Raw genomic sequence first — 22,003 nt, 5'->3', positions numbered from 1 at the left:
ACAGTCGTTGACACCATCCGCAGTTGCTGTTCGTTATAAAAAACAGGGGACTCTCTTTACTTTTCACGAATGTCAAAGGAGATAATCCGATCGTTTTTCGGATTATACACAGCTGTTCCCTGAACGGTAATGCGTTCCCGCGGAGATTGGAGGATATATTCATATGTTTCTTGCTTTTGTTCTGGAGATGTTTGTTTTTTATCGGTAAAATTGTATTCAGTTACTTGATAGGAAGGATAAGCGGTTTGGATAATCTCCAATAAATATTTCCCCCATTTTTGCTGTTCCAACTCAGGAATAGGTGATATCTCAACATTTAAAACACCTTGCTGCGGGTTTGCCCCCAGTGTTTCGAAGGCTCGCCGATGCAGAGTGATTTGATTCTGTGCATATCCTGCTGTTTCATCAACAATGGTGACTAAAATCTCTCTTCCTGTGGCAGGATTCCGTATTTTCAACGTCTGCCCGCATTGATACGGCGAATTGGGCCCAACTGCAGCGGTCATGTATTGATTTGCCGACCATGGTATGCCGCATTTTGTAACCTGTCCGCCTTCTGTCCATGTTGCCTGCCCGCTGACCGTCTGCTGCCGTAAATAGCCATCATACGGGAATGGAAATTGCGTGCTGTTGTACCCATGCTGATAAGCGCCATTGCCATTAACTCCATAAGGATAGATATAAGGATATGGACGATGCATTTTCTTTCCTCCTGTCAGGTGTGAACTCCTTGTTACTTTATGCACCCGGAAATCAGTCCGTGACAGATGTCTCATAAGTACAGCAGTCCTGCACCAATAAAAAAAGAGCAGCCATTCACTGCTCTTTTTCCGGGTTATTCATCAAATAGATTCATGCTTAAATACCGCTCACCTGTATCCGGTGCCATACATAGTACATTTTTTCCTTTTCCGAGGCGTTTAGCCGTCTTTATGGCCGCAATAACTGCTGCAGCACCTGATAAACCAGTAAAGATCCCCTCTTTTTGTGGCAGTGTCCTGAACATATTAACCGCTTCTTCATCGCTGATTTGAATAATTTCATCATAAACTGCTGTATTTAAAATCCCAGGTACAAATCCCGGACTGGTACCTACTAATTTATGTTTGCCAGGCTCGCCACCTGACAGTACCGGAGATCCTTCAGGTTCGGCGACCGCAATATGCAGGTCAGGAAACTTTTCTCTTAGAACTTCTCCTGTGCCGGTAATGGTTCCGCCAGTTCCGGCAGTGGCGACAAATGCATCAAGCTCCCCACCCATTTGTTCATAAATTTCCTGTGCTGTTGTTGTACGGTGGATATCCGGATTCGCACTATTTTCAAATTGCTGCGGAATAAAGCTGTTAGGGATTTGCTGCTGCAATTCTTCCGCTTTTTTGATTGCACCAGGCATCTTTTCATCACTCGGCGTCAGAACAACTTTTGCACCAAATGCCCGCAAAATATTCCGCCGCTCCTGTGTACTGTTGTCCGGCATCACTAAAATTGCATGGTACCCTTCCGCTGCAGCATTCATCGCAAGGCCGATTCCGGTATTCCCGCTCGTTGGTTCAATAATGGTATCACCCGGTTTTATGAAGCCTTCATCCTCCGCTTTTTTGATCATACTGTATGCCGCACGATCCTTCACGCTTTTACTCGGGTTAAATGATTCCAATTTGATAAAAATAGAAGCAGCATCTTCCGGAACAATGCGGTTAAGCCGGACGACCGGCGTTTCCCCAATCAGTGCTGTCATATTGTCAACTGTTTTCATGGTATGCCAACCTTCCTATTCCAAGCTTTTCCCTTTATTATAAAACATTTCCATATCTTTTGCAGGGACAAGTGCTCCACCTGTCGCCCAGGCAATATGTGTTGTTTGATTGCTGGTGCTAATGTGGTTGTTGATATACGGAAATGCCCGCTGGGGACCGGCTAAACCAGCTGTAGCAGATGGTTCAAGGAACATGCCTTCCCTGTCTGCCATTGCGGCAAGCAGTCGGTATAATGCATCATCTTTCATCGTGTAAATACCGCTTACCAGCTGGTCACTTATAGCGGTAGCGAACCGGGACGGACGCCCTACTGCAAGCCCATCCGCTTCCGTACGATTATCGATGCCCAAATCCTGTACACTGATTTCATCCATCTTCCCAGTAACGAGACCAATCAGAACCGACGGAGAATGTACAGGCTCGGCAAAGAAGCAATGAACATGGTCACCAAACACCATTTTCAGGCCAAACGTAATCCCACCTGGGGAACCGCCGACACCGCATGGGAGATAAACAAACAATGGATGATCCGCATCAACTGTAATATTTTTCTCCTGGAGCTGTTTTCTCAAGCGTAACGCCGCTACACTATAGCCAAGAAATAAATCACGTGAGTCTTCATCATCGACAAAATAACCGTTAGGATCGGCATTTGTTTTCTTTCTACCGGCAGTAATTGCCTCACCGAAGTCCCCGGAGAATTCCAACACTTGTGCCCCATTTTCACGCAATAAATCTTTTTTCCATTGCTTGGCATCAGCTGACATATAAACATTAACTTGAAAACCTAGTTTGGCGTTAATAATTCCGATGCTCAAGCCAAGATTGCCGGTTGAACCAACACCAATGGAATACCGGCTGAAAAATTCCCTGAACCGGTCTTCTGCCAGCACTGCATAATGATCATTTTCCTGCAGCATTCCTGCTTCCATAGCAAGCGTTTCGGCATGTTTCAGTACTTCATAAATGCCTCCCCTTGCTTTGATGGATCCGGCAATCGGGAGTTTATGGTCACATTTTACATAAAAGTTACCAGAAACCTTAGGAAACACACTCGCTTGCAGCCTGCTCATTTCCTTCAGCGGAGACTCGATTATCCCGTCCGTCGCTTTTGTTTCAGGAAAGACAGTAGCCAGAAACGGGGCAAATCGCTTCCATCGTGCTTCAGCCTCTTCTATATCCTTCCGACTCAGCTGCAGATCTGACAAGTCTTCCACTTTTTTTAGCCGTGGGTTTGTCCAGAACACCGGTTTCAAATCCATTACATCGTTCAGGATAGGATACCTGATTTGCCAGTCATTGATTTGCGCCTGTGAAAATCCCATATACATCACCTCACACGAATAGTATTACCCGTTTATCATCCCATTGATGCCAGCGGATCAGCCCTGCAAATGATGGATTTTCCCACGAATCATTTGCAGGTAAGACTCACTTAAATAGTTCTCCCCGCCACGAAGGATTTCTCTTCCATAAAGTGCCGTTGGTGCTGTTTCCGGTGACTTTTCCATTCCGATAAAGGTCAGCGCTTGGTGCACCTCTCCATGTATCTCAACCGGAACTATGGCAGGTCGGTAGGATTGGGAATAAACACCTTCCCGCCGGTACAAGTAGGAAGTTGCCCTAATGGGAATCCGGTAGACAATACCTTCGACCTTTTCCTGGTCCTTTTCCACCAGATCCGCTTTCCCTCCATCATCTGTACTCCGGGAAAACTGAAACCGAAAGCCACCCAGAACACCTCTTCCTTCCACATTTTTAAAGTAGTGCGCAACATTCGCCTGCCGGAACCGCTCCTTGTCCATGCATGATCCATAAGCAAAATAACGAATGAAATGATGCTTCAGATATTGATAGACTAACCAGTCTCCAGACGGGATGAGCGTGCAACGACTTGATAACGATGCATCTGCCTTGTAAATGAATGCCTCCTTGGATTCCTCGGTATCGAAACTAACCTGGACGGAAACTCGCTGGTACAGGCTGTCTGGGAAACCACTCATCATTTGGTCAATCATTTGCAATTGCGTTTCCGTAACCTCATACAATTCACCATAGACCCGGTTGGATGGGTGCTCGCCCATAACCGGAACATCCTCATCGACAGCATATAAAGCCCCATTAACCCAGCATTGGCTGTTGTGGCATGCGGCTTTATTTAAACTGTCATGTTTGCTCCCCCACTTTCGCAGTTCCCCGTAAACAAACAGATTCGGCACCTTTTTCCCCTCCTAGGTAATTGCTGTCATTCTATTTTACTATAATTCTGCCAAATCGTCTCGAGGTGATTTCAGTAAAAAAGCGGAACGCATCAGATAAGGTGCGTTCCGCTTTGTATCAGGTCACTAAAGTCGTTAATGCTGGAAATTCTAATTCTGTAAACTTTTCTTCCACGGCCGATGTTTCATATTGCCATACAGCTTCTTCCGGCGTGCAGTTAAGCGTGAGATCACACCTGATTTTGGCGAGTTTCCGTGACAGATGAAGCATATCAAGGTTTTCGGTTATTTTTCGCCGTATACCTTGTGGGAGCTGGTCTATATCATCGAGAAGGGCATCGATTGTACCATACTCCCGCAGCAGTTTTAATGCTGTTTTCTCCCCAATCCCTTTTACTCCGGGGTAGTTATCGGACGAATCCCCCATTAATCCCTTTAAATCAATTATTTGAAGCGGGTAGATTCCTTTTTTGTCATAAAACGATTCATGATCGAAAACTTCATAGTTGCCAATCCCTTTTTTCATAATAGCAACACGAATTCCATCATCAACAAGCTGCAGAAGATCCTGATCGCCAGTCAGCACCAGTACATCATGTTCAGCGGCAAATTGTCCTGCCAGTGAGCCAATACAATCATCCGCTTCAAAATGGGGCTGGCCAACATTCGGAATGTTAAATGCCTCTGTAACTTCTTTTATCAGATCAAACTGGGGAACAAGTTCTTCCGGCGGCCCAGAACGATTAGCCTTATAACCGGCAAACAGCTCGGTCCGGAATGTCTTGCTTCCCATATCCCAGCAGCAGATAACATGCGTCGGTTCAAATTGCTTAAGTGCATCCAAGAAGTACCGCAAAAATTGGTAGACACCATTGGTCGGAACCCCATCTTTCGTGCGCATAAAATTACCGGAAAATGCTGTTGCGTAAAACCCGCGGAAAAGCAACGCCATTCCATCGACAAGCAAAACTCTCTCGTTTTTTTCCATTTTTAAATCTCCAGTCCTTCATATTCTGCCAGCATCGCCTCAAGCGCATGGGCCTTCTCTTTTAGAGTTTCCATATCCACTGGCTGTTCGGTCAGCATAGCGATTTGCCGGTCCCTATAACTGTCCACGTGATGACGGATCATTTGTTGCATCCCCTGTATGATTGCATGCCATTGATCCAAGTACGATTCCCGCATTAGCTGGTGATAGTGATCCATATATTGTTCGGCATATGGAAACAAACGCTCCAGTAACGCTTCCTTCATCACTTCTTTCTCATTCTTGGCAAAAAATGCCTTTGTTCCTTTAAATAATTTCAGTTCACGCTGGAATGTCTGTGTACCCAAGTTTTGAAACGCTTGTTCGTACAAAGGTGTCTCGAGTTGAGGTGTTTCGGCATCAGGAAGTGTAAATGCAGCGTCAACCTCATTGCTCTTCGACACATAATAGTGATGAGCCTCCTGAGTTAAATCAGTGATGAAGGCCTCCATCCTTAAAGAAACTGCCCGTAATTCCTGCATCAATTCGTAGCCTGTGTCATTGAGCAGGTTTCGCAGACAATTCTCCAGCTGCTCCATTGCATCCTTGCCGGTTTCGGTTATCGTTGCCGGATTAAACGTTTCTTTAAATAAATCGTGGAAACGAATGGACAGGCGTTCCAGCACATAATATAGCTGTTTTTCCAGCTTCTGGCTGATTTTTTGCGTATAACTCGCTGCGTGCAGCTCATCTGCCAGCTGTTTTAAAGCCGTCTCCTTCGTTTTTAAAGAGATATGGAACTGTTCTTTTTCTTCCTCACCCCATTGCAGTGCGTCCATATAGTGGCGCATTTCCTCCAACGCCCGGTGCATATCCCTTACAGCCGATTGCTTTGTGATGGCCGTCAGTTCCTCATGAATAAAATGATTGAATGATTCTTCAAAGAGATCCATTTCCTTGTTAAGCGGTTCTCCACTCACTTTTTCATCGAGTGATCGTTTGCTGGAAATAGAAAATAGTTTTGGAAACCGGATGCCGTAAGTGATCAGCTGCTCTTCGATATAACTGCGGACAGATTCAAGTTCCGTCTGATCTGCCGCAAGATCAGATGCATTCATGACAAAAAACATCTTATCCTTCTGAAACGAATCTTTCACCCTACCAAGCTGCAGTAAAAAGTCTCTATCTGCTTTCGCAAAAGCATGGTTGTAATAGGTGACGTAAAGAAGCGCGTCAGCGTATTTAATATAATCAAACGCAACCGACGTATGCCGTGCATTCACTGAGTCCGCTCCTGGTGTATCAACCAGTGTAACCCCCTGTCGCGTGATAGGGCAGTCATAGTAAAGGTCAACAGATGCTACGAAACTAGCTTTTTGTTCATTTGTCACGTAATCTTTTAGTGCACTTACTGGAACGACAATTTCCTGAGCTAGATTATCATGCATGTCGCCGTATCCCTCCAGTACGGCATGCAGAAAATCCTTGCTCGTTTTTTCTAAACCATCATGCATATGCAAACGCTGCTCCCTGATCCACCGCAGCAATTCATCAAAACTGTTTGCCTCAGGTATGGTGAAATGACGGATGAGCTTTTCAATATCTTCTTTCAGTAGTGATTCATCTTTCATAGTCACAACCGCCGTACCATGCTCATACGTGTCATTCACCGGGTTTATCCGATTAATGACTGCTGTTGTGGGATTGGGTGACGCCGGAAGGACATGTTCCCCCATTAATGCATTAGCAAAAGAGGACTTGCCTGCACTGAACGCACCAAATAAAGCGATGGTGTACGTGCGGCTGTGCAGACGCTCATACTTTTGGTTCAAGTCATGAACAAGCGTCTGAAAACCGGGCAGTTCTGAAATGGTATCCATTGTTTTGCTTAGCTGGTCAAGCAGCCGTTCCATTGAAAGTGCAGGCTTTTTTTCCGATTCTTCATCAGGATTCGTTCGTTCCGTACTTTCTGCAGGTTTTGGAGCAGGATTTATCCTATCCGGCTGTTCCACCGTTTCGTAAGGTACTTGAAGCGCTTGGTTCATTTTCGCCAGTGTTTCGGCTGATGGGTGCGGATCGTTTAGCACATGTTCCAGCTCACTGCAGCGTTCGTGTAAATGACGTTCCAGCACTTCCAAATTCTCTTGCGTTTCATACATCTGTTCCAGCTTCTGCCATTCCGTTTCGTATGCTACCAGCTCTTGATTCAATTCTTCTGTCAGTTTGTTATCGATTGTCTCCCAGATCTTTAGTGCCTTGCGCTTGAATTTCTGCTTCACATTTGTGCTGACATCACCTGTATAATTCAGAACGTAATCCCCGGTAATTTTTGCACCCGGTTTAATCAGATCGCGAAGCATGGCTGAATCATAGGAAATAGCAATACTTTGAACTTGTTCTGCAAGCAGCGGATCATGAAGCTCATAATAGTTAAGCAATTCCGTCCACTTATCACGCAGTTTCCAACGAATGGATGTTTCCATATTCTTCTGCAGCGCCTCCAGAAAATCATCCGACCGCCTTATTCGTTCTGCTTCCGTCTTTTTCTTTGAGCCAAACAATCCAACTTTAAAGTCTTTTTGCTGAGCTTCTAAAAATAGCCGGGCTTTCTCCCGCAGTTCTGCAGGCATCAAATAAGCATTTTTTAAGGTTGCATTTAATTCACGAAGGAAAGCATCTTCTACTTGTTGCGGTATAGCCTTTAGTTCAACAAGCTTCTCGTTAACCTGTTCCATTCGTCCATTGAGATCTTCCCCGGCTTCAGCTTCCTGCAGGCCTTGACTGGATACTTCATGTTCATGCATTGCCAGTAAGTATTGTTTGTGTTCTTCTTTTAATTGTTCAAGTGAACGTTTCATATTATATACTTCTTGTTTCTCTGCTGTCATAAGGGAAAAAAGCCTAGACTTAATGGCAGAAATCTGGTTTTCCGGCAAATCTTTTTTCGTTAAAGAAGAATAATAGATTGCTTCCGGGCTTATTTTCCATTGATCAAACGTTTGTTTAATTTTTTTAGTGAACTCCTCAAACGCTAATTCGGCAGCGTTATGCTTATCTATCTGATTAATAATGATAAAAACAGGTATCCCGTATTCCTGTACTTTTGTCAAAAATTGAAGATTCACTTCTGACTGTACATGATTATAATCCATCACATAAAACAGCACATCCAAAAGATGCAGTGACGATTCGGTAATCAGCCGGTCAGCATCGTCTGCCGCATCAATACCAGGTGTATCAATTATCGAACATCCCTCAGGCAAAATGGATTCCTCAAGATCGATTCCAATCTTTTTCAAATTGCCTTTCGTTCGGGCAAACTCCTTGATCACATCCATATCATATGGTTCCTCATAAGCAGAAACCGTGCCATCATCAAAATACAGCCGTGCGCCCCCATGGCCCGATTGAATCATCACGACGTTGGCACTTGTCGGTATCGGGCTTTTCGGCAATATTGATGTCCCCAACAGGTAATCAATCATGGATGACTTACCCGCGGAAAAGTGGCCAGCAAAACCAATCATCAGGTTCGATTTGCTCCACTTTTCATATACTTCTAATAATTTCTCAGCGTTATTGGTATCACCGTTATCCAGCAACAGCTGGTAAAAGGCGGCCAAGTGCTGTTCAGTGATTCGATTTCTTTCTGTTTTTGTTTGCATAGCGTTGTCTTTTTCCCCTTCTATTCACACTTCTGCCATCCATTATACGTGTTTGAATATAGTATTTCCACCCCGTCAGTCTGTTGTTTCAGCAATTATTTGAGTGGAAATAAATCGGATGATATCCCCACGGCTGACAACACCTATAACCTGTTTATCTTCATTGATGACCGGTATTTTCTTGAAATGATGCTTAGAGAAAATGGACAGTGCTTCTTCAATTTCATCGTCTGGGCTGACTGCATAAATATCTTTCTTCATCATGTCTTCAGCACGGTGTTCAAGACTGGATTCAATTTTATTTCGGAAGTTTTCCTGCTGGTTAACAATGACAAGCGAAAACATATCATAAATGGTTCGTCCTTTTGGCTGCAGATGCCGGATAATATCTCCATCACTGATCATGCCTTTTAAACGATTCGCTTCATCCACTACTGGGAAACCACCAATTTTATTATTCACGAGGGTTTCCAATAGTTGTTTGATTTTCGTGTCTTTGTGTACTGTTATAACATCGGTAATCATAAATTCGTTTATTTTCACTATGCTTCACCTCATTTGATTCTAGATAGTCTCTGTAATTACTATAAAGGTTGTTCAAAAAGTCCGGTAAAAATGACGCATCGAAATTCTCGGACCTTTTTATCCTCCTTTTTGAACGCACTATAAGTTCTTATTCTAATCTTATCATGAACCATTTAAGTTTGAAATAAACGGATTAACCAAGCTAAGTTTACATAATATGATTATCGTAAACTAAAAGATTCAGTACAATACCCCAGCCATGTCATGATGGCTGGGGCTGCTTCTACACGGGATAGACACCGTGTTTTCTATCTGTAAATGCAACATTTTTGGAATCATATATACGATAACGCTCAATCAGTTCATCCCGAAGTTTATCAGGGTCAACAACAGCATCAATTACCATTTCTGAGGCTAGTCGGTAAATATCAATGTTATCCTGATATTCTTCCTGCTTTTCTTTTATAAATGCTGGCCGTTCCTCCACCGGCAACTCGGCAATTTTGTTTGCATAAACCGCGTTCACCGCCGCTTCCGGTCCCATGACTGCAATCTGGGCCGTTGGCAGCGCAAGGCACGCATCAGGCTCAAAAGCAGGGCCGGCCATCGCATAAAGCCCGGCACCATAAGCTTTTCGGACGACGACAGATACTTTTGGAACGGTCGCTTCACTCATCGTTGCCAGCATTTTGGCACCATGGCGGATAATACCGGCTCGCTCTACTTTCGTGCCAATCATAAATCCTGGAATATCCATCAGGAACAGGAGCGGGATATTAAACGCATCACATAGCTGAATAAATTTCGCAGATTTATCGGCAGAATCCGGGAATAGGACACCGCCTTTCATGCGTGGCTGATTCGCAATGATTCCGATTGATTTTCCGTTCAACCTTGCCAGACCTGTGATCAACTCCGGTGCGAATTTCTTTTTGACCTCACAGAAACTGTCGGCATCAATAATCCGTTTGATCAGATCATGCATGTTGAATGGGGCATTCTGATTTTCCGGAATAAGTTCTGTTATCGATTTTTCAAATGATTTCACTTCACCGGCTTCTGCTGCATTCGGTTTGCTTCTGAAATTAGCTGGAAAATAGGACAAATACCGCCTTGTATAATCAATTGCTTCTGTTTCCGTCTTGACAAGCACGTCACCGACACCCGAAACAGAACAATGCATGCTGGCGCCGCCCATTTCTTCAAGGCTTACCTTTTCACCAATAACTTTTTCCGCCATTCTTGGTGAACCCAGATACATCGAGGCGTTCCCTTCTACCATCACAACGATATCACAGAAAGCTGGGATATACGCGCCCCCTGCAGCGGATGGTCCAAAAAGGAGACATACCTGAGGCACACGGCCGGACAATTTAATCTGGTTGTGGAAAATGCGCCCAGCACCGCGCCGCCCCGGAAACATTTCAACTTGATCCGTTATCCGTGCACCTGCTGAGTCAACCAAATAAAGCATCGGTATTTCCAGTTTTGCCGCAGTTTCCTGAATACGAATAATTTTTTCGACTGTCCGTTTGCCCCATGATCCGGCTTTAATAGTGGAATCATTTGCCATCACACACACATCCTGGCCGTTTACCCGACCAATGCCAGTTACAACGCCATCTGATGGAAGCGAACCATCCATACAGTTTGCAAAAAACGCATCCTCGATATCAATATCCTCGTCAAACAGAAGTTCAAGGCGCTTCCGGACAAACAGTTTTCCTTTTTCTTCATTTTTTTGATGGTATTTGTCTTTACCACCCATTTTGATTTCTTCTGTTTTCTTTTGTAATTCGTCCTTGTATGTCATCTAGTATCCTCCCTTGCTTCACATTCCTTTGTAGACGGGTGACCGTTTTTCTTTAAATGCATGCAGTCCCTCTTTACGATCGTCCGTCGGAATGGTTTCGTTATAGCAGAGTCGTTCTATGGACAGTCCAGTGTCGATATCCGCCTGCATGCCTTGATTGATGGCAGTTTTAGCCTGTTTCAAGGCAACTGGACCGTTTTGGACGATTTGCGCTGCCAGTTCATAGGCAGTATTCAGCAATGTATCCGGTTCGGCAGTTTCTTCAGCAAGCCCCAGCTGCAATGCTTCTTCCGCGATCACCGGTTTTGCAGAGAATATCAGTTTTTTGGCGTGCCCGGTACCTATTAGCCTGCTAAGACGTTGGGTGCCGCCTGCCCCTGGAATAATAGCAAGCGATGTTTCGGTCAGTCCCATTTTAGCACCAGCTGCAGCGATCCTGATATCGCAGGCAAGTGCCAGTTCTAGTCCACCGCCAAATGCGGCACCATTTATAGCTGCGATGACAGGCATCTTCATGTTTTCAACATTTCTGACCGTCTCACCAATCTTGTCCACAGCCGCTACTACTTGCTTATCCGTCATCCCTTTCCGTTCTTTCAGGTCAGCACCAGCACAAAATGCTTTTTCACCAGTACCAGTTATGATGGTTGTACGGATGTTGTCATCATTATCAATCGTTTCAATATACTGATTCAGCTCATCAAGAAGCGGTCCTGACAAAGCATTCATCGCTTCGGGCCTGTTAAGAATCAGGACGGCAATATGTTCTTCTTTCACACGAAAGTCGATCAGTGAGGCCACATACATCCTCCTTTCAAAGTAGCACTGCAAATGCCCGTACTGTCTCCATAAGAAGAGGTTTCCGGGCAATCAGAAAAAGTACATTATGATTCCAGAATGGCAATAACGTCTCCTTCGTTCACAAAATCACCTTCTGCAACTTTTAATTCTTTCACCGTTCCATCCGATTCAGCCGGAATTGGTATCTCCATTTTCATAGATTCCAAAATAACGACATCTTGATCCTCTTCAACGGTTTCCCCCTCACTGACTGCTATTTTCCATACACTTCCGGCCATCGATGCTTTAATTTCTGTCATTTTCATAACCTCCTAGTTTGTTTTCATCATTGGCAAGTAATAATTGTCGATAAATGCTGTCGTTGTATTTCCGTTTTGAAACTGGCTATGATCTGCCACTTCCACTAGCATTGGAATATTGGTTTTAATTCCTTCTACCTTATAGTTCAATAGTGCCTGTTTCAGGGCTGCAATTGCCTTGTTTCTGTCTGCGCCCCAGACAATCAGTTTGCCGATCATCGGGTCATAGAATGGTGTAACCGTAAAATCAGCTTTGACAGCTGTTTCATTACGGATGTTCTCGCCATCCGGTAGCTCAAATGCAGAAATGTGTCCCGGCGAAGGGAAAAACGTTTCCGGATCCTCCGCGTAAATTCTTGCCTCGATTGCATGCCCATCCCGTACGATATCCGGCTGTTTATAAGCAAGTTTTTCTCCGTTGGCAATGGCAATCTGCTGCTCAACGATATCTAGTCCAGTCACTTCCTCTGTCACTGGATGTTCGACCTGAACCCTTGTATTCATCTCCAGAAAGTAGAAATTTTCATGCTCATCAACGATAAACTCTATCGTTCCTGCATTAGTATAATGTAAAGCTTTTGCCGCTCTGATAGCTGATTCACCCATCTCCTGGCGTGTAGATTCAGAAATAAATGGAGAAGGTGCTTCCTCTATCACTTTCTGATTGCGGCGCTGGATCGAACATTCACGTTCAAATAAATGAACTGTATTCCCGTGATGGTCTGCCAATAGCTGTATCTCGATATGTCTGGCATTTTCCAGTTTTTTCTCCATAAACATGGCACCATCACCGAAAAAAGTCTGTGCCCGCCTCGCATTGCTGTCGAATGCTTTTTCCAGCTCTTCATCCGATTGGACCACTTGCATGCCAATGCCGCCACCGCCCGAAGCAGCTTTCAGCATGATGGGATAGCCGATTGATTCCGCTATTTCTTTTGCTTCTTCCACGTTAGCAACAGCCTCATCCGTTCCTGGTACAATTGGAACCCCGGCATTTTTCATTGCTTTGCGCGCTGCGATTTTATTCCCCATTTGTTCCATAACCCGGCTGGAAGGGCCAATAAATACAAGCCCTGCACCCTGGCATTTATTGGCAAATTGGCTGTTTTCACTCAAAAAGCCGTATCCCGGATGAATGGCATCTGCCCCCGCTTTTTCAGCAAGGGAAATAATTTTTTCAGCGTTCAGGTAACTTTCCTGGACACGGGAAGGTCCAAGCAAATAACTTTCATCCGCCATCGAAACAAATGGAGCTTTCTGATCCGCTTCTGAATACACGGCAACAGTTTCAATATCTAGTTTTTTACATGTGCGGATAATTCGAGCTGCAATCTCCCCGCGATTCGCTACAACTATCTTTTTTATCATTGTTTTCCTCCCTGATTTTGCAGTGCCTCCGTCGCATACTCCCGCAATTTATACTTCTGGATTTTACCACTGGCGGTAGCCGGGTACTCATCAGTGAATTTGATGTGCTTTGGAATTTTGTGTCTTGAGACATTCCCATCACAAAACGACCGGATGTCATCCTCCGTGGCAGTCACTCCATCCTTTAGAATGATCCAGGCCATGATTTCTTCCCCATATTTTTTATCTGGTATGCCAACGACCTGGACATCAAGAACAGCTGGATGCTGATAGAGAAATTCTTCAATCTCACGCGGATAAATATTTTCACCGCCGCGGATGATCATATCCTTCATACGACCCGTAATTTGTACGTAGCCGTTTTCATCCATAACTGCCAAGTCTCCGGTATGCAGCCAGCCATCACTGTCAATGGCCGTATCGGTTGCTTCGGGATTATTATAGTAGCCTTTCATAATATGATAGCCACGCGTGCACAATTCACCCGGCACACCTGCTTCCTGTTCCTCATTGGTACCAGGTGCGACAATTTTGACCTCCACATTTGAGTGGACTTTTCCAACGGTTGTTGCACGCAGTTCGACCGGGTCATCTGTTCTTGTCTGTGTAATAACCGGGGACGATTCCGTCTGTCCATAAGCTATCGTTATTTCGCTGGCGCCCATTTTGTTCATGACATCGTTCATCACCTCAATTGGGCAGGTGGAACCAGCCATAATACCTGTGCGCAAATGGGAGAAATCATATTTCGAAAAGTTTGGATGATTCAGTTCGGCAATGAACATGGTTGGTACACCGTGCAGTCCAGTACATTTTTCTTCGGAAACAGCTTTCATGACTTTTTCTGCCTCGAACTGTTCCAAAATAACCATCGTCGTTCCTTTCGATGCCGCTGCAAGCACACCCAGCACGCATCCGAAACAATGGAAGAATGGCACCGGTATACAGAGACGGTCATCCGCTGTCAGCTTCATACAGTCAGCTATTTTGTTTCCGTTATTGACGATATTGTGATGTGTCAGCATTACCCCTTTTGGAAACCCGGTTGTTCCAGACGTGTACTGCATATTGATAACTTCTTTCGGTTCGAGCGTCTGTTGCCGTCCTGCAAGTTCCTCTTCTGTGATGGTGCTCCCTTTGGTCATGACTTCTTTCCAGGTGTGTGCATTCGGATAATCATCATCACTTAATACGATAATGTTTTTCAGGAAAGGTAGGTTCGCCGACTGCAAGTTTCCTTTTTCGCTATGCTCGAATTCTGGACATACCTCTTTTAAAATATCAATATACGACGTGCCTTTATAGGACTCAGCAAGGATGAGTGTCGTAGATTCCGATTGTTTCAGCAGATATTCGAGTTCCTGCGCCTGGTAGTTTGTATTAACAGTAACGAGCACTGCCCCCATCTTGCCCGTTGCAAACTGTGACGTGATCCATTCCGGCCTATTATCTGCCCAAATGGCAACATTCTCTCCCTTTTCAATCCCAAGCGACATAAGCCCCTTCGCTGCCTGGTTGACCATTTCATTGAATTCGGTATACGTTTTGCGCAGGTTTAATTCTGGATAGACGATTGCTTCCTGATGCGGATACATCTTCACTTGCTCTTCCAGCAGTTCTCCCACGGTCAGGTTCAGTAACGTCATGAAACTTCTCCCCTCAATAATAGTTTTATTAGCAGCCCAGGTGCCTTGCAATCACCATGCGCTGTATTTCCGAGGTCCCTTCCCCAATTTCAAGCAGTTTCGCATCACGCAAGTACCGTTCCACTTCGTACTCCCGCATATATCCGTACCCGCCATGAATCTGGATTGCCTGATTAGCTGCCCGGAATGCAGTTTCTGTTGCATACAATTTTGCATATGCAGCTTCCTTAGAAAACGGCTTATCATTGTCCTTCAGCCAGGCCGCTTTATAAACCATGTTGCGGGCAAGCTCCACTTCCATAGACATATCGGCAAGTTTGAATTGAATAGCCTGCAATTTCGCAATAGGTTTGCCAAACTGCTGCCGTTCCTGTGCGTATTCAAGCGCTCTATCAAGCGACGCCTGCGCAATGCCCAGTCCAAGGGCGGCGATTGAAATGCGGCCGCCATCCAGTGTATGCAGAAATTGCTTAAATCCTTTTTCAGGGTCACCCAGCAGGTTTTCTTTCGGTACACGGACATTGTCCAGTACAATTTCCGCTGTATCAGAACCGCGTACCCCCATCTTGTCATAATTGCCCGTAGTGGTGAGCCCTTCTGCATCCGCCGGGACGATAATCGCAGAAATGATATTTTTCCCCCGGTTGTCCTTGCCGGTGACAGCGGTTACAATAATCGTCTTCGCATAGTTCGCATTGGTGATAAAACATTTTTCACCATTGATAATGTAGTCATTGCCATCTACAACAGCTGTCGTTTTTGTCCCGCCAGCGTCTGATCCTGCATTCGGTTCCGTCAGCCCGAACGAACCAAGTGCTTTCCCTTCTGCCATCGGCGTCAGAAACGTTTCCTTTTGTTCCTTGGTTCCAAAATAGTGAATAGGACTTGCTCCAAGGGATACCGCCGCCGCAAAGCTGAGACCGGTACTTCCGCATACTCTCCCGACTTCTTCGACAGCTATGGCATACGAAAGTGTATCACCGCCGGAACCGCCATATTCTTCAGGAAATGGAATTCCCAAAAGCCCCAACTCCCCCATTTGCTCAAATATATCGAGCGGAAATGAGGCTTCTTTATCGATTTCAATGGCTCGCGGCTGGATAACCTCCTGTGCAAAATCCCGGACCATTTTTTGAATCATAGCCTGCTCTTTCGTCAATTCAAAATTCATGTCAAACCCCCTCTGTTCATTCAAGAGACCGACTGGTTGGTCTGTAATGGCAATAAAAAATATATACAACCGTCGTTTCCCCGCTTAAGTGCTTATGCCCACTGCTTTCCCGTTATGTATCGATTGGGACTGTATCCATTGTGTCCTTTTCCAGTACAGCATGCAATATTAAGTCGACAAAAATAGATCCAATTTCATCAATTGATTTAGGACCAGATGGTTTATACCATTTATACGTCCAGTTAACCATTCCAAGAATAGCCATTGCCGTTATTTCTTCAGCAAGATCGTGGCGGAATGCACCCGCTTCCTTTCCCTCCCGGACGGTACCAACCATCAGCTCTTTGAAACGGTCCCGCTTCTCATTGATTAATGTTTCGTAATGCGGTTTTAAATAGATATGCTCCTGGTAAAAGACGGAAATATGTGCTTTGTACAGGTCAAACACCTTCACGAATTCCTTTACGATTGCCTGCAGTTTTTCGGTTGGGCATTCATACATTTCATTGGCAGTGGTTGCCTTCTCCAATACATATGTTATAAATTCGTCATGAATGACAAAAAGCAATTCGTCTTTGGACGTGAAATGGTGATAAAAGCCTCCCTTGGAGGTTCCGGTGTTACGAACAATTTGATTGACTGTGACACCGTGGAATCCATGTTTTTCAAATAAGATCAGGGACTCATCGATGATTTTTTTCCGTAAATTCGTTCTGAACCCTCCTTCCTGCTACCAAACAGTCTATCACTTTTTTCAGAAAATATAAAGTGTTTTTTGCTAGGATGAAACCTTACTTATCAGTTTCTATAAACTGCGATGTAACTGTAAAATATTGAGTCCTGTGACACCGCTCCGGCAATATACTTTGGTGCTCGTCGTGTTGCAAGTTTTTCCGTGAAACAGCACTCCCTCGCAACTCGCAGCTTACTCGGTGGATGTTTCGCTCGTCGCTTTCCATGGGCACGGACTCCTCGGAAGCAAAAAACGCTTAATCCGGGGTCTTCGGGCGCGTGCTGTTCCCATAGGACAAGGAATGCTTCGGCAGCTTTACATCTTCGTGAGAAAATTGGTTTGTATTTTCGAGGATTATTGCCTTCGCTAGCAGTGTATTTCTGCCGCAGAACTTATCACCTGTTGCCGCCGTATTTACCAATTGGGAAATTTAAAATAACGTAGAATAAAAAACCTAATTCCTCCCTGTTTTTGGCGAGGAATTAAGCTTTTGATGTTCAAAAATCGCGCCCTTTTTTGGAATAAATACTAAGTTTATTTATAATAGTCAAGAAATGACCAAGCAGTTAACATAACACACATTGCTCCCCAAACTCCAGTACCTAAAATAAACCAAGCTTTTCCTTGAGTCGTCAATTCTGTGAAAAACTGCAGATAAACATAAAAAATAAGTCCGATTACTAAAAATCCTACCGTTATCCACCCTAATGGTCTCACTTCAAAACCCCCTTACAGTTTTGAACAATCTGGCCCTATTCGGGAACTATTTTTTCCGCTTCCGCTTTGAACGTGCGGGCAAAATATTAATGACATCAATCTCGTAATCTTTTTCATAAACTGCATAAAAAATCAAATAATTTAACATTCGGTGACGGCTTTTTCCGTATGTAAGACAACGCAAACCTTTAAAAGGTCCCTGTTCAACCATCTTTCCAGCATATGGAAAAGAAGATAACAGTTGATCGATTTCATCAATCATGTTATCTTCTTTAGTAAACCACCATTCAAGCACATCTTCTCCTTGCTCCGAAAAGAAAGCTTGGATTTGATCCAAGCTCTTGTTAAACTCTTCTGTAAAATAAACCGAGAACTTCCGGTTATCTTCTGTCATGCCGTGACTCCTTTAACTCTTCTGCGGTATAGCGTCTCATATCCGGATTGTCAAGAAAACGTTGCAGTGATTTCTTTAATTCCGGGTACTCTTCGATTTCCTGTGCCAAATTATCGGGGTCTTCATCCTTGGAAGGTGAATCATGTGCCTCTAAAGAGATTAGTTTTCCATCGACAACAAACATCGCTGAATTTTGATTATTCATGGCATTTGCTAGCTCTTCCTTTGCATTTTTGCTTAACGGTCTCATTATCGATCACCTCAAAAGTTACGTTTTTAATTTCCTCTATTATAACACAGTAATGAGGTTCCGGAACATCATTGCATCATTTAAACTAGGAAGGTAACAGTTTTTGAATCCCTTTCTTGCCATACAGGAATATGCGCTTTTCCCTTTAAAAATATTTGCTATAGAAATCATGTCTTAATTTCCCGCTGAGATGAGCATAAATCCTGGTTGTTTCACTCTTTTCATGACCAAGAAGGCTCTGAATTACTTCAAGGGGAGCACCGTTATCTACCATGTGTGTAGCATAACTGTGACGTAATTGGTGGGGGTGAATTGTTTGTTTGATTCCAGCACGATTAGAAATACGTTTAATAATGTATCTCAAAGTATCTACACTCATACGTCTTATGGGTTTACGCTCTGTGACAAATAAACAGGGTTCGTCATCCTCACGTTCATCTAAATACCTTTTTAACCAAATCGCACATCGTATATTAAAGTAAACTTCTCTTTCCTTATCACCTTTACCATGTACTATTACTGAGTTTCCTGCGAAATTAATATCGTCTCGGTTTAATTTCGCAACTTCTCCTATCCGGCAGCCAGTCGAATAAAAAAATTCAAACAAAGCATTCTCCATCGATGTATGACATCCTTCTCGAAGATGTTCAATTTCATGTTCGGAAAGAAACTTTGGAATTCGCTTACCTAACTTAGGCTCTTTTAATTTGGCAGCTGGATTTTTTACAATAAAACCTTCCTCATGTGTCCATTTAAACAACGACTTAATAAATCGTACTCGATGCCCCAAACTAGATGGTTTTAAATGTCCTCCAGCTTCGCCCAAGTATTGTTTTAGATTTTCCGTTGTAGTATCACTCATTCTGATATCACCGAAATAACGCTGTAAAAGATCACGTTGAAAGCCATACATCTTCAAAGTAAGAGGAGAATAACCCTCGATTTTTTTATCGGACTGGTACTTTTCCCATGCTTCCGACAGCAACATATATTTCACGCTCCCATACTATGAATCAATTAATTTGATTCTAGTATGGTCTTTTTACATAATCTTTATTCAACAATCGAAATGTATAACAAAATAAAATCCTTGAGTAATCACGAAATTTTCTGTTCGGAACAGTGGACTTAACAATAGCCTGCCTTTTTTAAACAGCATGCAAAATTCATTCTATTTTTTAGCGTGCTCGGCTTCTATTTCTTTACTCAGCTCAGGAAATTGTTTCTTAAACGATTTTACCATCTTTGCGGTTTTACCAAAGGTGTATTTTTTGACTTCATCATAGGGAATCCATATTTCTCTATCCCTAATCTGTTCATATAGAGATGAAATAACCGTATCACGATGGTGTGGAGGAAGTTTTCTTGTTGTACGTATTTCCTCCATTTTTTTGTGATAAAGATTATAAAGCTCAGGAACAATCCAATTCTTTTGACTCTCTTTCAATTGTTTAAAACGTTTGTTTGTCTGAAGAAGCCTTCCATTCACCTTTATATGATTTTTCATCAAAACCATCCTTTAAATCTTACTCAATTCACTCTTTAAAATATTACCTTACTTGCTATTATTTCACTTTACTAGAAGAAGAAAAAGCGTCTTCACTTATTGCGTTTCAGACATTCTCTCATCCCCCTTTTAAACTGAACAAATGACGATATTCTTTTTTCGCAAACTGGCTCTACAATGGTAATTTGGAAGCTGCTTTTATTCCGGAACAGCGCCCTATTCTGGAATACGCTATACTCCTGATTAATAGAGTTAATCCACAACAAAATCTGAAATAAATAAAAATGCAATTGATGCAAGAAAAAGAACTATAAGGGCAGCCCAGAACTTTTTCCATCCTTTTTTGGTTAATGAACCATCTTCGTTCTTGTCTTTACGAATTAAAAGAAAAAGAACAATAAAGGAAATAACTGATGCAACAGGAAAAAAATATTCCATAAATTTTTGCTCCTTTAATAAAGTTTTGACAAAGTAACCATTGAAAGAAAGACCGTAATAAACGACAAAGCAAGCAAAAGACTAACTACTTGTAACGCCGATAAAGCAATAACATTCAAATTAAGAAGAGCCATTAGAACAATTAAATAAACGATGATTGAGAAAAAAGAATATAACATTGCTTTATGCCTAATGAATTTCGTCCGTTCATCATTTCTTTGAAATTGTGGGGCAAGGTAGCTTAAACAAAAACACATAATGATTAAGGCAATATACGTATACCCCATCACTGGAAAGGTTTCTTCAGCAATGATATATATTGTTGTATGAAATCCTCCAAAAATAATAAAAATACAACCAAAAAAGAGGTAAGCCTTCCGATAACCCATTTCTATCACCCCATTTATTTTTTTAGATCGTCTTCCTCTAAAAAGAAAATCCTCTCAACTGTTGTATTGAAGATTTGACTAATAAGTAATGCAAGTGGCAAAGAAGGATTGTATTTGCCCTTCTCGATGGATATTACGGTCTGTCGGGAAACACCCAATTTCTCAGCAAGACCATCTTGGGAATAACCGTATTCTTTCCTTAGGTCTTTCAAAATGTTTTTCAATTGGCTCATTCCTTCTGTCAAATTCATCTTTATTATTATCATAATGTAAAGTTTGTTGTACGTCAAGTGAACTTCACACTTTATCCGTGGAGGACATCAAAAAACAGCGCAGTCCCAGTCGTGGAATTGCGCTGTTTTTCGTAGTCTTATCAAAACTTATTAATCCAGGATGGCGCTAATCCTTACTAGGGAAAAGCGCCCGTTTGCTTTACAAACCCGTTAATTGATCTCCTCTATTCGAGCCTAAAAGCGTGAATATTGCTGAAATAATAACAAAATACGCCCAGTAGCTATTATTGTATACCGCCAACACTATGCCAATAACCCCTAATAATAAAGACGTTGCTGTTAATGACCACCATTTTGCGTCTTTTAGTACTGCCCAGTTCAATTATTACACCCCCTTTTTCCTTCAACTTGGACGTCATAACCAACATTATTTAATGGCCCGATAAGCCAAGAAAAGTCGTAATTATTATTCCCTTCTTGCGCCCTTTTGTGGCAACTTAAACAAGCACTATTTTAAAAATGGAACTTCTTGAAAGAGTGAAATCATCAAGATTAGTGTTAGTAAAGAACCTGTGGACATTAAAGTTATTGTTTTTCGCCAGTTTATCTCTTTTGAAGGTTTTACAGTCTCACGGGACACCGCAACCCATATAACCATAGCTGCTATGATAATGATAAATAAAGACATATCAGACATATTTAAACTCTCCTTTCTTAATATTATAGTATAAAAACTAATTCCAAGAATAACTGATTCCTACACAATATAGCCCTTTAACTTGATACCAATTATTTCAAATTCCAAGAATTAACTCAATCTTTTTTCTATAAAAAGTGGCACTTACCTTATTCGCGATAAGCGCCCTATTCTGGAATAACGTGCTACTGTTCACAATCACACTCATATTCCTTGAATTTAAATTCTTTATACAGTGTTAATTCCCCAAAGTCACTTGTAGCTGACTCATAAACTTTGACTAAGGGCGCAACGTCTTGTTCAGCAAAACCTTTTACTTGCTTATCCATATCAACAGAAGAATCTAAACCTGAATTATTCATACTTCCAAACTAAGTCCTTTTAACTTTAAAACAGGATGTTCTTTTGGCCTTC

Annotated in this window: 24 protein-coding genes; all 24 read right to left on the bottom strand. The window is 42.8% G+C overall.

Features of this window, described 5'->3' with window-relative positions; genetic code table 11:
- Window positions 1–56 precede the first annotated feature (56 nt).
- The 24 genes from ACFSUO_RS07460 to ACFSUO_RS07345 all read right to left on the bottom strand — a co-directional run bounded on the left by ACFSUO_RS07460 (window position 57) and on the right by ACFSUO_RS07345 (window position 21,951).
- Window positions 57–701: a DUF3889 domain-containing protein gene (locus ACFSUO_RS07460; RefSeq protein ID WP_382392640.1), complete on the bottom strand. Its 645-nt coding sequence runs from the start codon at window positions 699–701 to the stop codon at window positions 57–59.
- Between the two features lie 134 nt (window positions 702–835).
- The gene (gene cysK / locus ACFSUO_RS07455; RefSeq protein WP_382392638.1) at window positions 836–1,756 is read right to left on the bottom strand and encodes a cysteine synthase A; all 921 of its coding nucleotides are present in this window, start codon (window positions 1,754–1,756) and stop codon (window positions 836–838) included.
- A 15-nt stretch (window positions 1,757–1,771) separates the two neighbouring features.
- Window positions 1,772–3,082 carry a D-serine ammonia-lyase gene (locus ACFSUO_RS07450; RefSeq protein WP_382392636.1) on the bottom strand — a complete coding sequence of 437 codons (1,311 nt, stop codon included), beginning with the start codon at window positions 3,080–3,082 and terminating at the stop codon, window positions 1,772–1,774.
- A 57-nt stretch (window positions 3,083–3,139) separates the two neighbouring features.
- On the bottom strand, window positions 3,140–3,976 hold the full coding sequence (locus ACFSUO_RS07445; RefSeq protein ID WP_382392634.1) for a gamma-glutamylcyclotransferase: 837 nt from the start codon (window positions 3,974–3,976) through the stop codon (window positions 3,140–3,142).
- 118 nt (window positions 3,977–4,094) lie between these two features.
- Window positions 4,095–4,964, bottom strand: coding sequence for a 5'-3' exonuclease (locus tag ACFSUO_RS07440; RefSeq protein WP_382392632.1), 870 nt, complete (start codon window positions 4,962–4,964; stop codon window positions 4,095–4,097).
- Between the two features lie 2 nt (window positions 4,965–4,966).
- Window positions 4,967–8,608, bottom strand: coding sequence for a dynamin family protein (locus ACFSUO_RS07435; RefSeq protein WP_382392630.1), 3,642 nt, complete (start codon window positions 8,606–8,608; stop codon window positions 4,967–4,969).
- Window positions 8,609–8,683: 75 nt separating this feature from the next.
- The gene (locus tag ACFSUO_RS07430; RefSeq protein WP_382392628.1) at window positions 8,684–9,151 is read right to left on the bottom strand and encodes a CBS domain-containing protein; all 468 of its coding nucleotides are present in this window, start codon (window positions 9,149–9,151) and stop codon (window positions 8,684–8,686) included.
- Window positions 9,152–9,416: 265 nt separating this feature from the next.
- A complete protein-coding gene (locus ACFSUO_RS07425; protein WP_382392626.1) occupies window positions 9,417–10,946 on the bottom strand; it encodes an acyl-CoA carboxylase subunit beta in 1,530 nt (509 codons plus the stop codon).
- Between the two features lie 18 nt (window positions 10,947–10,964).
- The gene (locus ACFSUO_RS07420) at window positions 10,965–11,747 is read right to left on the bottom strand and encodes an enoyl-CoA hydratase-related protein (RefSeq protein WP_382392624.1); all 783 of its coding nucleotides are present in this window, start codon (window positions 11,745–11,747) and stop codon (window positions 10,965–10,967) included.
- 83 nt (window positions 11,748–11,830) lie between these two features.
- Window positions 11,831–12,046 carry an acetyl-CoA carboxylase biotin carboxyl carrier protein subunit gene (locus tag ACFSUO_RS07415; protein WP_382392622.1) on the bottom strand — a complete coding sequence of 72 codons (216 nt, stop codon included), beginning with the start codon at window positions 12,044–12,046 and terminating at the stop codon, window positions 11,831–11,833.
- Between the two features lie 12 nt (window positions 12,047–12,058).
- Complete coding sequence (locus tag ACFSUO_RS07410) at window positions 12,059–13,414, bottom strand: acetyl-CoA carboxylase biotin carboxylase subunit (protein WP_382392620.1); 1,356 nt, start codon at window positions 13,412–13,414, stop codon at window positions 12,059–12,061.
- The gene (locus tag ACFSUO_RS07405) at window positions 13,411–15,060 is read right to left on the bottom strand and encodes an AMP-binding protein (protein WP_382392618.1); all 1,650 of its coding nucleotides are present in this window, start codon (window positions 15,058–15,060) and stop codon (window positions 13,411–13,413) included. The genes ACFSUO_RS07410 and ACFSUO_RS07405 overlap by 4 nt, the downstream gene beginning before the upstream one ends.
- 28 nt (window positions 15,061–15,088) lie before the next feature.
- Window positions 15,089–16,231, bottom strand: coding sequence for an acyl-CoA dehydrogenase family protein (locus ACFSUO_RS07400; protein WP_382392616.1), 1,143 nt, complete (start codon window positions 16,229–16,231; stop codon window positions 15,089–15,091).
- 112 nt (window positions 16,232–16,343) lie between these two features.
- Window positions 16,344–16,925 carry a TetR/AcrR family transcriptional regulator gene (locus ACFSUO_RS07395; RefSeq protein WP_382392777.1) on the bottom strand — a complete coding sequence of 194 codons (582 nt, stop codon included), beginning with the start codon at window positions 16,923–16,925 and terminating at the stop codon, window positions 16,344–16,346.
- 573 nt (window positions 16,926–17,498) lie between these two features.
- Entirely contained in the window at window positions 17,499–17,681 is a 183-nt protein-coding gene (locus tag ACFSUO_RS07390; RefSeq protein ID WP_382392614.1) for a hypothetical protein, read from the bottom strand.
- A gap of 46 nt (window positions 17,682–17,727) precedes the next feature.
- A complete protein-coding gene (locus ACFSUO_RS07385) occupies window positions 17,728–18,075 on the bottom strand; it encodes a type II toxin-antitoxin system RelE/ParE family toxin (RefSeq protein ID WP_382392612.1) in 348 nt (115 codons plus the stop codon).
- Window positions 18,062–18,325 carry a hypothetical protein gene (locus ACFSUO_RS07380; protein WP_382392610.1) on the bottom strand — a complete coding sequence of 88 codons (264 nt, stop codon included), beginning with the start codon at window positions 18,323–18,325 and terminating at the stop codon, window positions 18,062–18,064. The genes ACFSUO_RS07385 and ACFSUO_RS07380 overlap by 14 nt, the downstream gene beginning before the upstream one ends.
- Before the next feature lie 145 nt (window positions 18,326–18,470).
- Window positions 18,471–19,313 (bottom strand): tyrosine-type recombinase/integrase, encoded by an 843-nt coding sequence (locus ACFSUO_RS07375; protein WP_382392608.1) that lies wholly within the window; start codon window positions 19,311–19,313, stop codon window positions 18,471–18,473.
- Between the two features lie 183 nt (window positions 19,314–19,496).
- Window positions 19,497–19,832 carry a hypothetical protein gene (locus ACFSUO_RS07370; RefSeq protein ID WP_382392606.1) on the bottom strand — a complete coding sequence of 112 codons (336 nt, stop codon included), beginning with the start codon at window positions 19,830–19,832 and terminating at the stop codon, window positions 19,497–19,499.
- A gap of 252 nt (window positions 19,833–20,084) precedes the next feature.
- The gene (locus ACFSUO_RS07365; RefSeq protein ID WP_382392604.1) at window positions 20,085–20,270 is read right to left on the bottom strand and encodes a DUF3976 domain-containing protein; all 186 of its coding nucleotides are present in this window, start codon (window positions 20,268–20,270) and stop codon (window positions 20,085–20,087) included.
- Window positions 20,271–20,284: 14 nt separating this feature from the next.
- Window positions 20,285–20,659: a permease gene (locus ACFSUO_RS07360; protein WP_382392602.1), complete on the bottom strand. Its 375-nt coding sequence runs from the start codon at window positions 20,657–20,659 to the stop codon at window positions 20,285–20,287.
- Between the two features lie 14 nt (window positions 20,660–20,673).
- The gene (locus ACFSUO_RS07355) at window positions 20,674–20,883 is read right to left on the bottom strand and encodes a helix-turn-helix transcriptional regulator (RefSeq protein WP_449280319.1); all 210 of its coding nucleotides are present in this window, start codon (window positions 20,881–20,883) and stop codon (window positions 20,674–20,676) included.
- 208 nt (window positions 20,884–21,091) lie between these two features.
- Window positions 21,092–21,274, bottom strand: a complete 183-nt coding sequence (locus tag ACFSUO_RS07350; protein WP_068446700.1) for a hypothetical protein — start codon at window positions 21,272–21,274, stop codon at window positions 21,092–21,094.
- 500 nt (window positions 21,275–21,774) lie between these two features.
- Complete coding sequence (locus tag ACFSUO_RS07345; protein ID WP_382392597.1) at window positions 21,775–21,951, bottom strand: hypothetical protein; 177 nt, start codon at window positions 21,949–21,951, stop codon at window positions 21,775–21,777.
- Between the last annotated feature and the right edge of the window lie 52 nt (window positions 21,952–22,003).

The organism is Lentibacillus juripiscarius, from assembly GCF_042685205.1.
In the GTDB taxonomy this organism is placed as follows: Bacteria; Bacillota; Bacilli; order Bacillales; family Amphibacillaceae; genus Lentibacillus; species Lentibacillus juripiscarius.
Note: the sequence above shows the minus strand (reverse complement) of the source record. Positions and strands in the feature narration are given on the sequence as shown.

Coding starts and splice junctions, on each gene's coding strand:
- ACFSUO_RS07460 (WP_382392640.1), bottom strand. CDS start 701: ATGCATCGTCCATATCCTTATATCTATCCTTATGGAGTTAATGGCAAT.
- cysK (WP_382392638.1), bottom strand. CDS start 1,756: ATGAAAACAGTTGACAATATGACAGCACTGATTGGGGAAACGCCGGTC.
- ACFSUO_RS07450 (WP_382392636.1), bottom strand. CDS start 3,082: ATGGGATTTTCACAGGCGCAAATCAATGACTGGCAAATCAGGTATCCT.
- ACFSUO_RS07440 (WP_382392632.1), bottom strand. CDS start 4,964: ATGGAAAAAAACGAGAGAGTTTTGCTTGTCGATGGAATGGCGTTGCTT.
- ACFSUO_RS07435 (WP_382392630.1), bottom strand. CDS start 8,608: ATGCAAACAAAAACAGAAAGAAATCGAATCACTGAACAGCACTTGGCC.
- ACFSUO_RS07425 (WP_382392626.1), bottom strand. CDS start 10,946: ATGACATACAAGGACGAATTACAAAAGAAAACAGAAGAAATCAAAATG.
- ACFSUO_RS07415 (WP_382392622.1), bottom strand. CDS start 12,046: ATGACAGAAATTAAAGCATCGATGGCCGGAAGTGTATGGAAAATAGCA.
- ACFSUO_RS07410 (WP_382392620.1), bottom strand. CDS start 13,414: ATGATAAAAAAGATAGTTGTAGCGAATCGCGGGGAGATTGCAGCTCGA.
- ACFSUO_RS07405 (WP_382392618.1), bottom strand. CDS start 15,060: ATGACGTTACTGAACCTGACCGTGGGAGAACTGCTGGAAGAGCAAGTG.
- ACFSUO_RS07400 (WP_382392616.1), bottom strand. CDS start 16,231: ATGAATTTTGAATTGACGAAAGAGCAGGCTATGATTCAAAAAATGGTC.
- ACFSUO_RS07385 (WP_382392612.1), bottom strand. CDS start 18,075: ATGACAGAAGATAACCGGAAGTTCTCGGTTTATTTTACAGAAGAGTTT.
- ACFSUO_RS07380 (WP_382392610.1), bottom strand. CDS start 18,325: ATGAGACCGTTAAGCAAAAATGCAAAGGAAGAGCTAGCAAATGCCATG.
- ACFSUO_RS07375 (WP_382392608.1), bottom strand. CDS start 19,313: ATGTTGCTGTCGGAAGCATGGGAAAAGTACCAGTCCGATAAAAAAATC.
- ACFSUO_RS07370 (WP_382392606.1), bottom strand. CDS start 19,832: ATGAAAAATCATATAAAGGTGAATGGAAGGCTTCTTCAGACAAACAAA.
- ACFSUO_RS07365 (WP_382392604.1), bottom strand. CDS start 20,270: ATGGAATATTTTTTTCCTGTTGCATCAGTTATTTCCTTTATTGTTCTT.
- ACFSUO_RS07360 (WP_382392602.1), bottom strand. CDS start 20,659: ATGGGTTATCGGAAGGCTTACCTCTTTTTTGGTTGTATTTTTATTATT.
- ACFSUO_RS07345 (WP_382392597.1), bottom strand. CDS start 21,951: ATGAATAATTCAGGTTTAGATTCTTCTGTTGATATGGATAAGCAAGTA.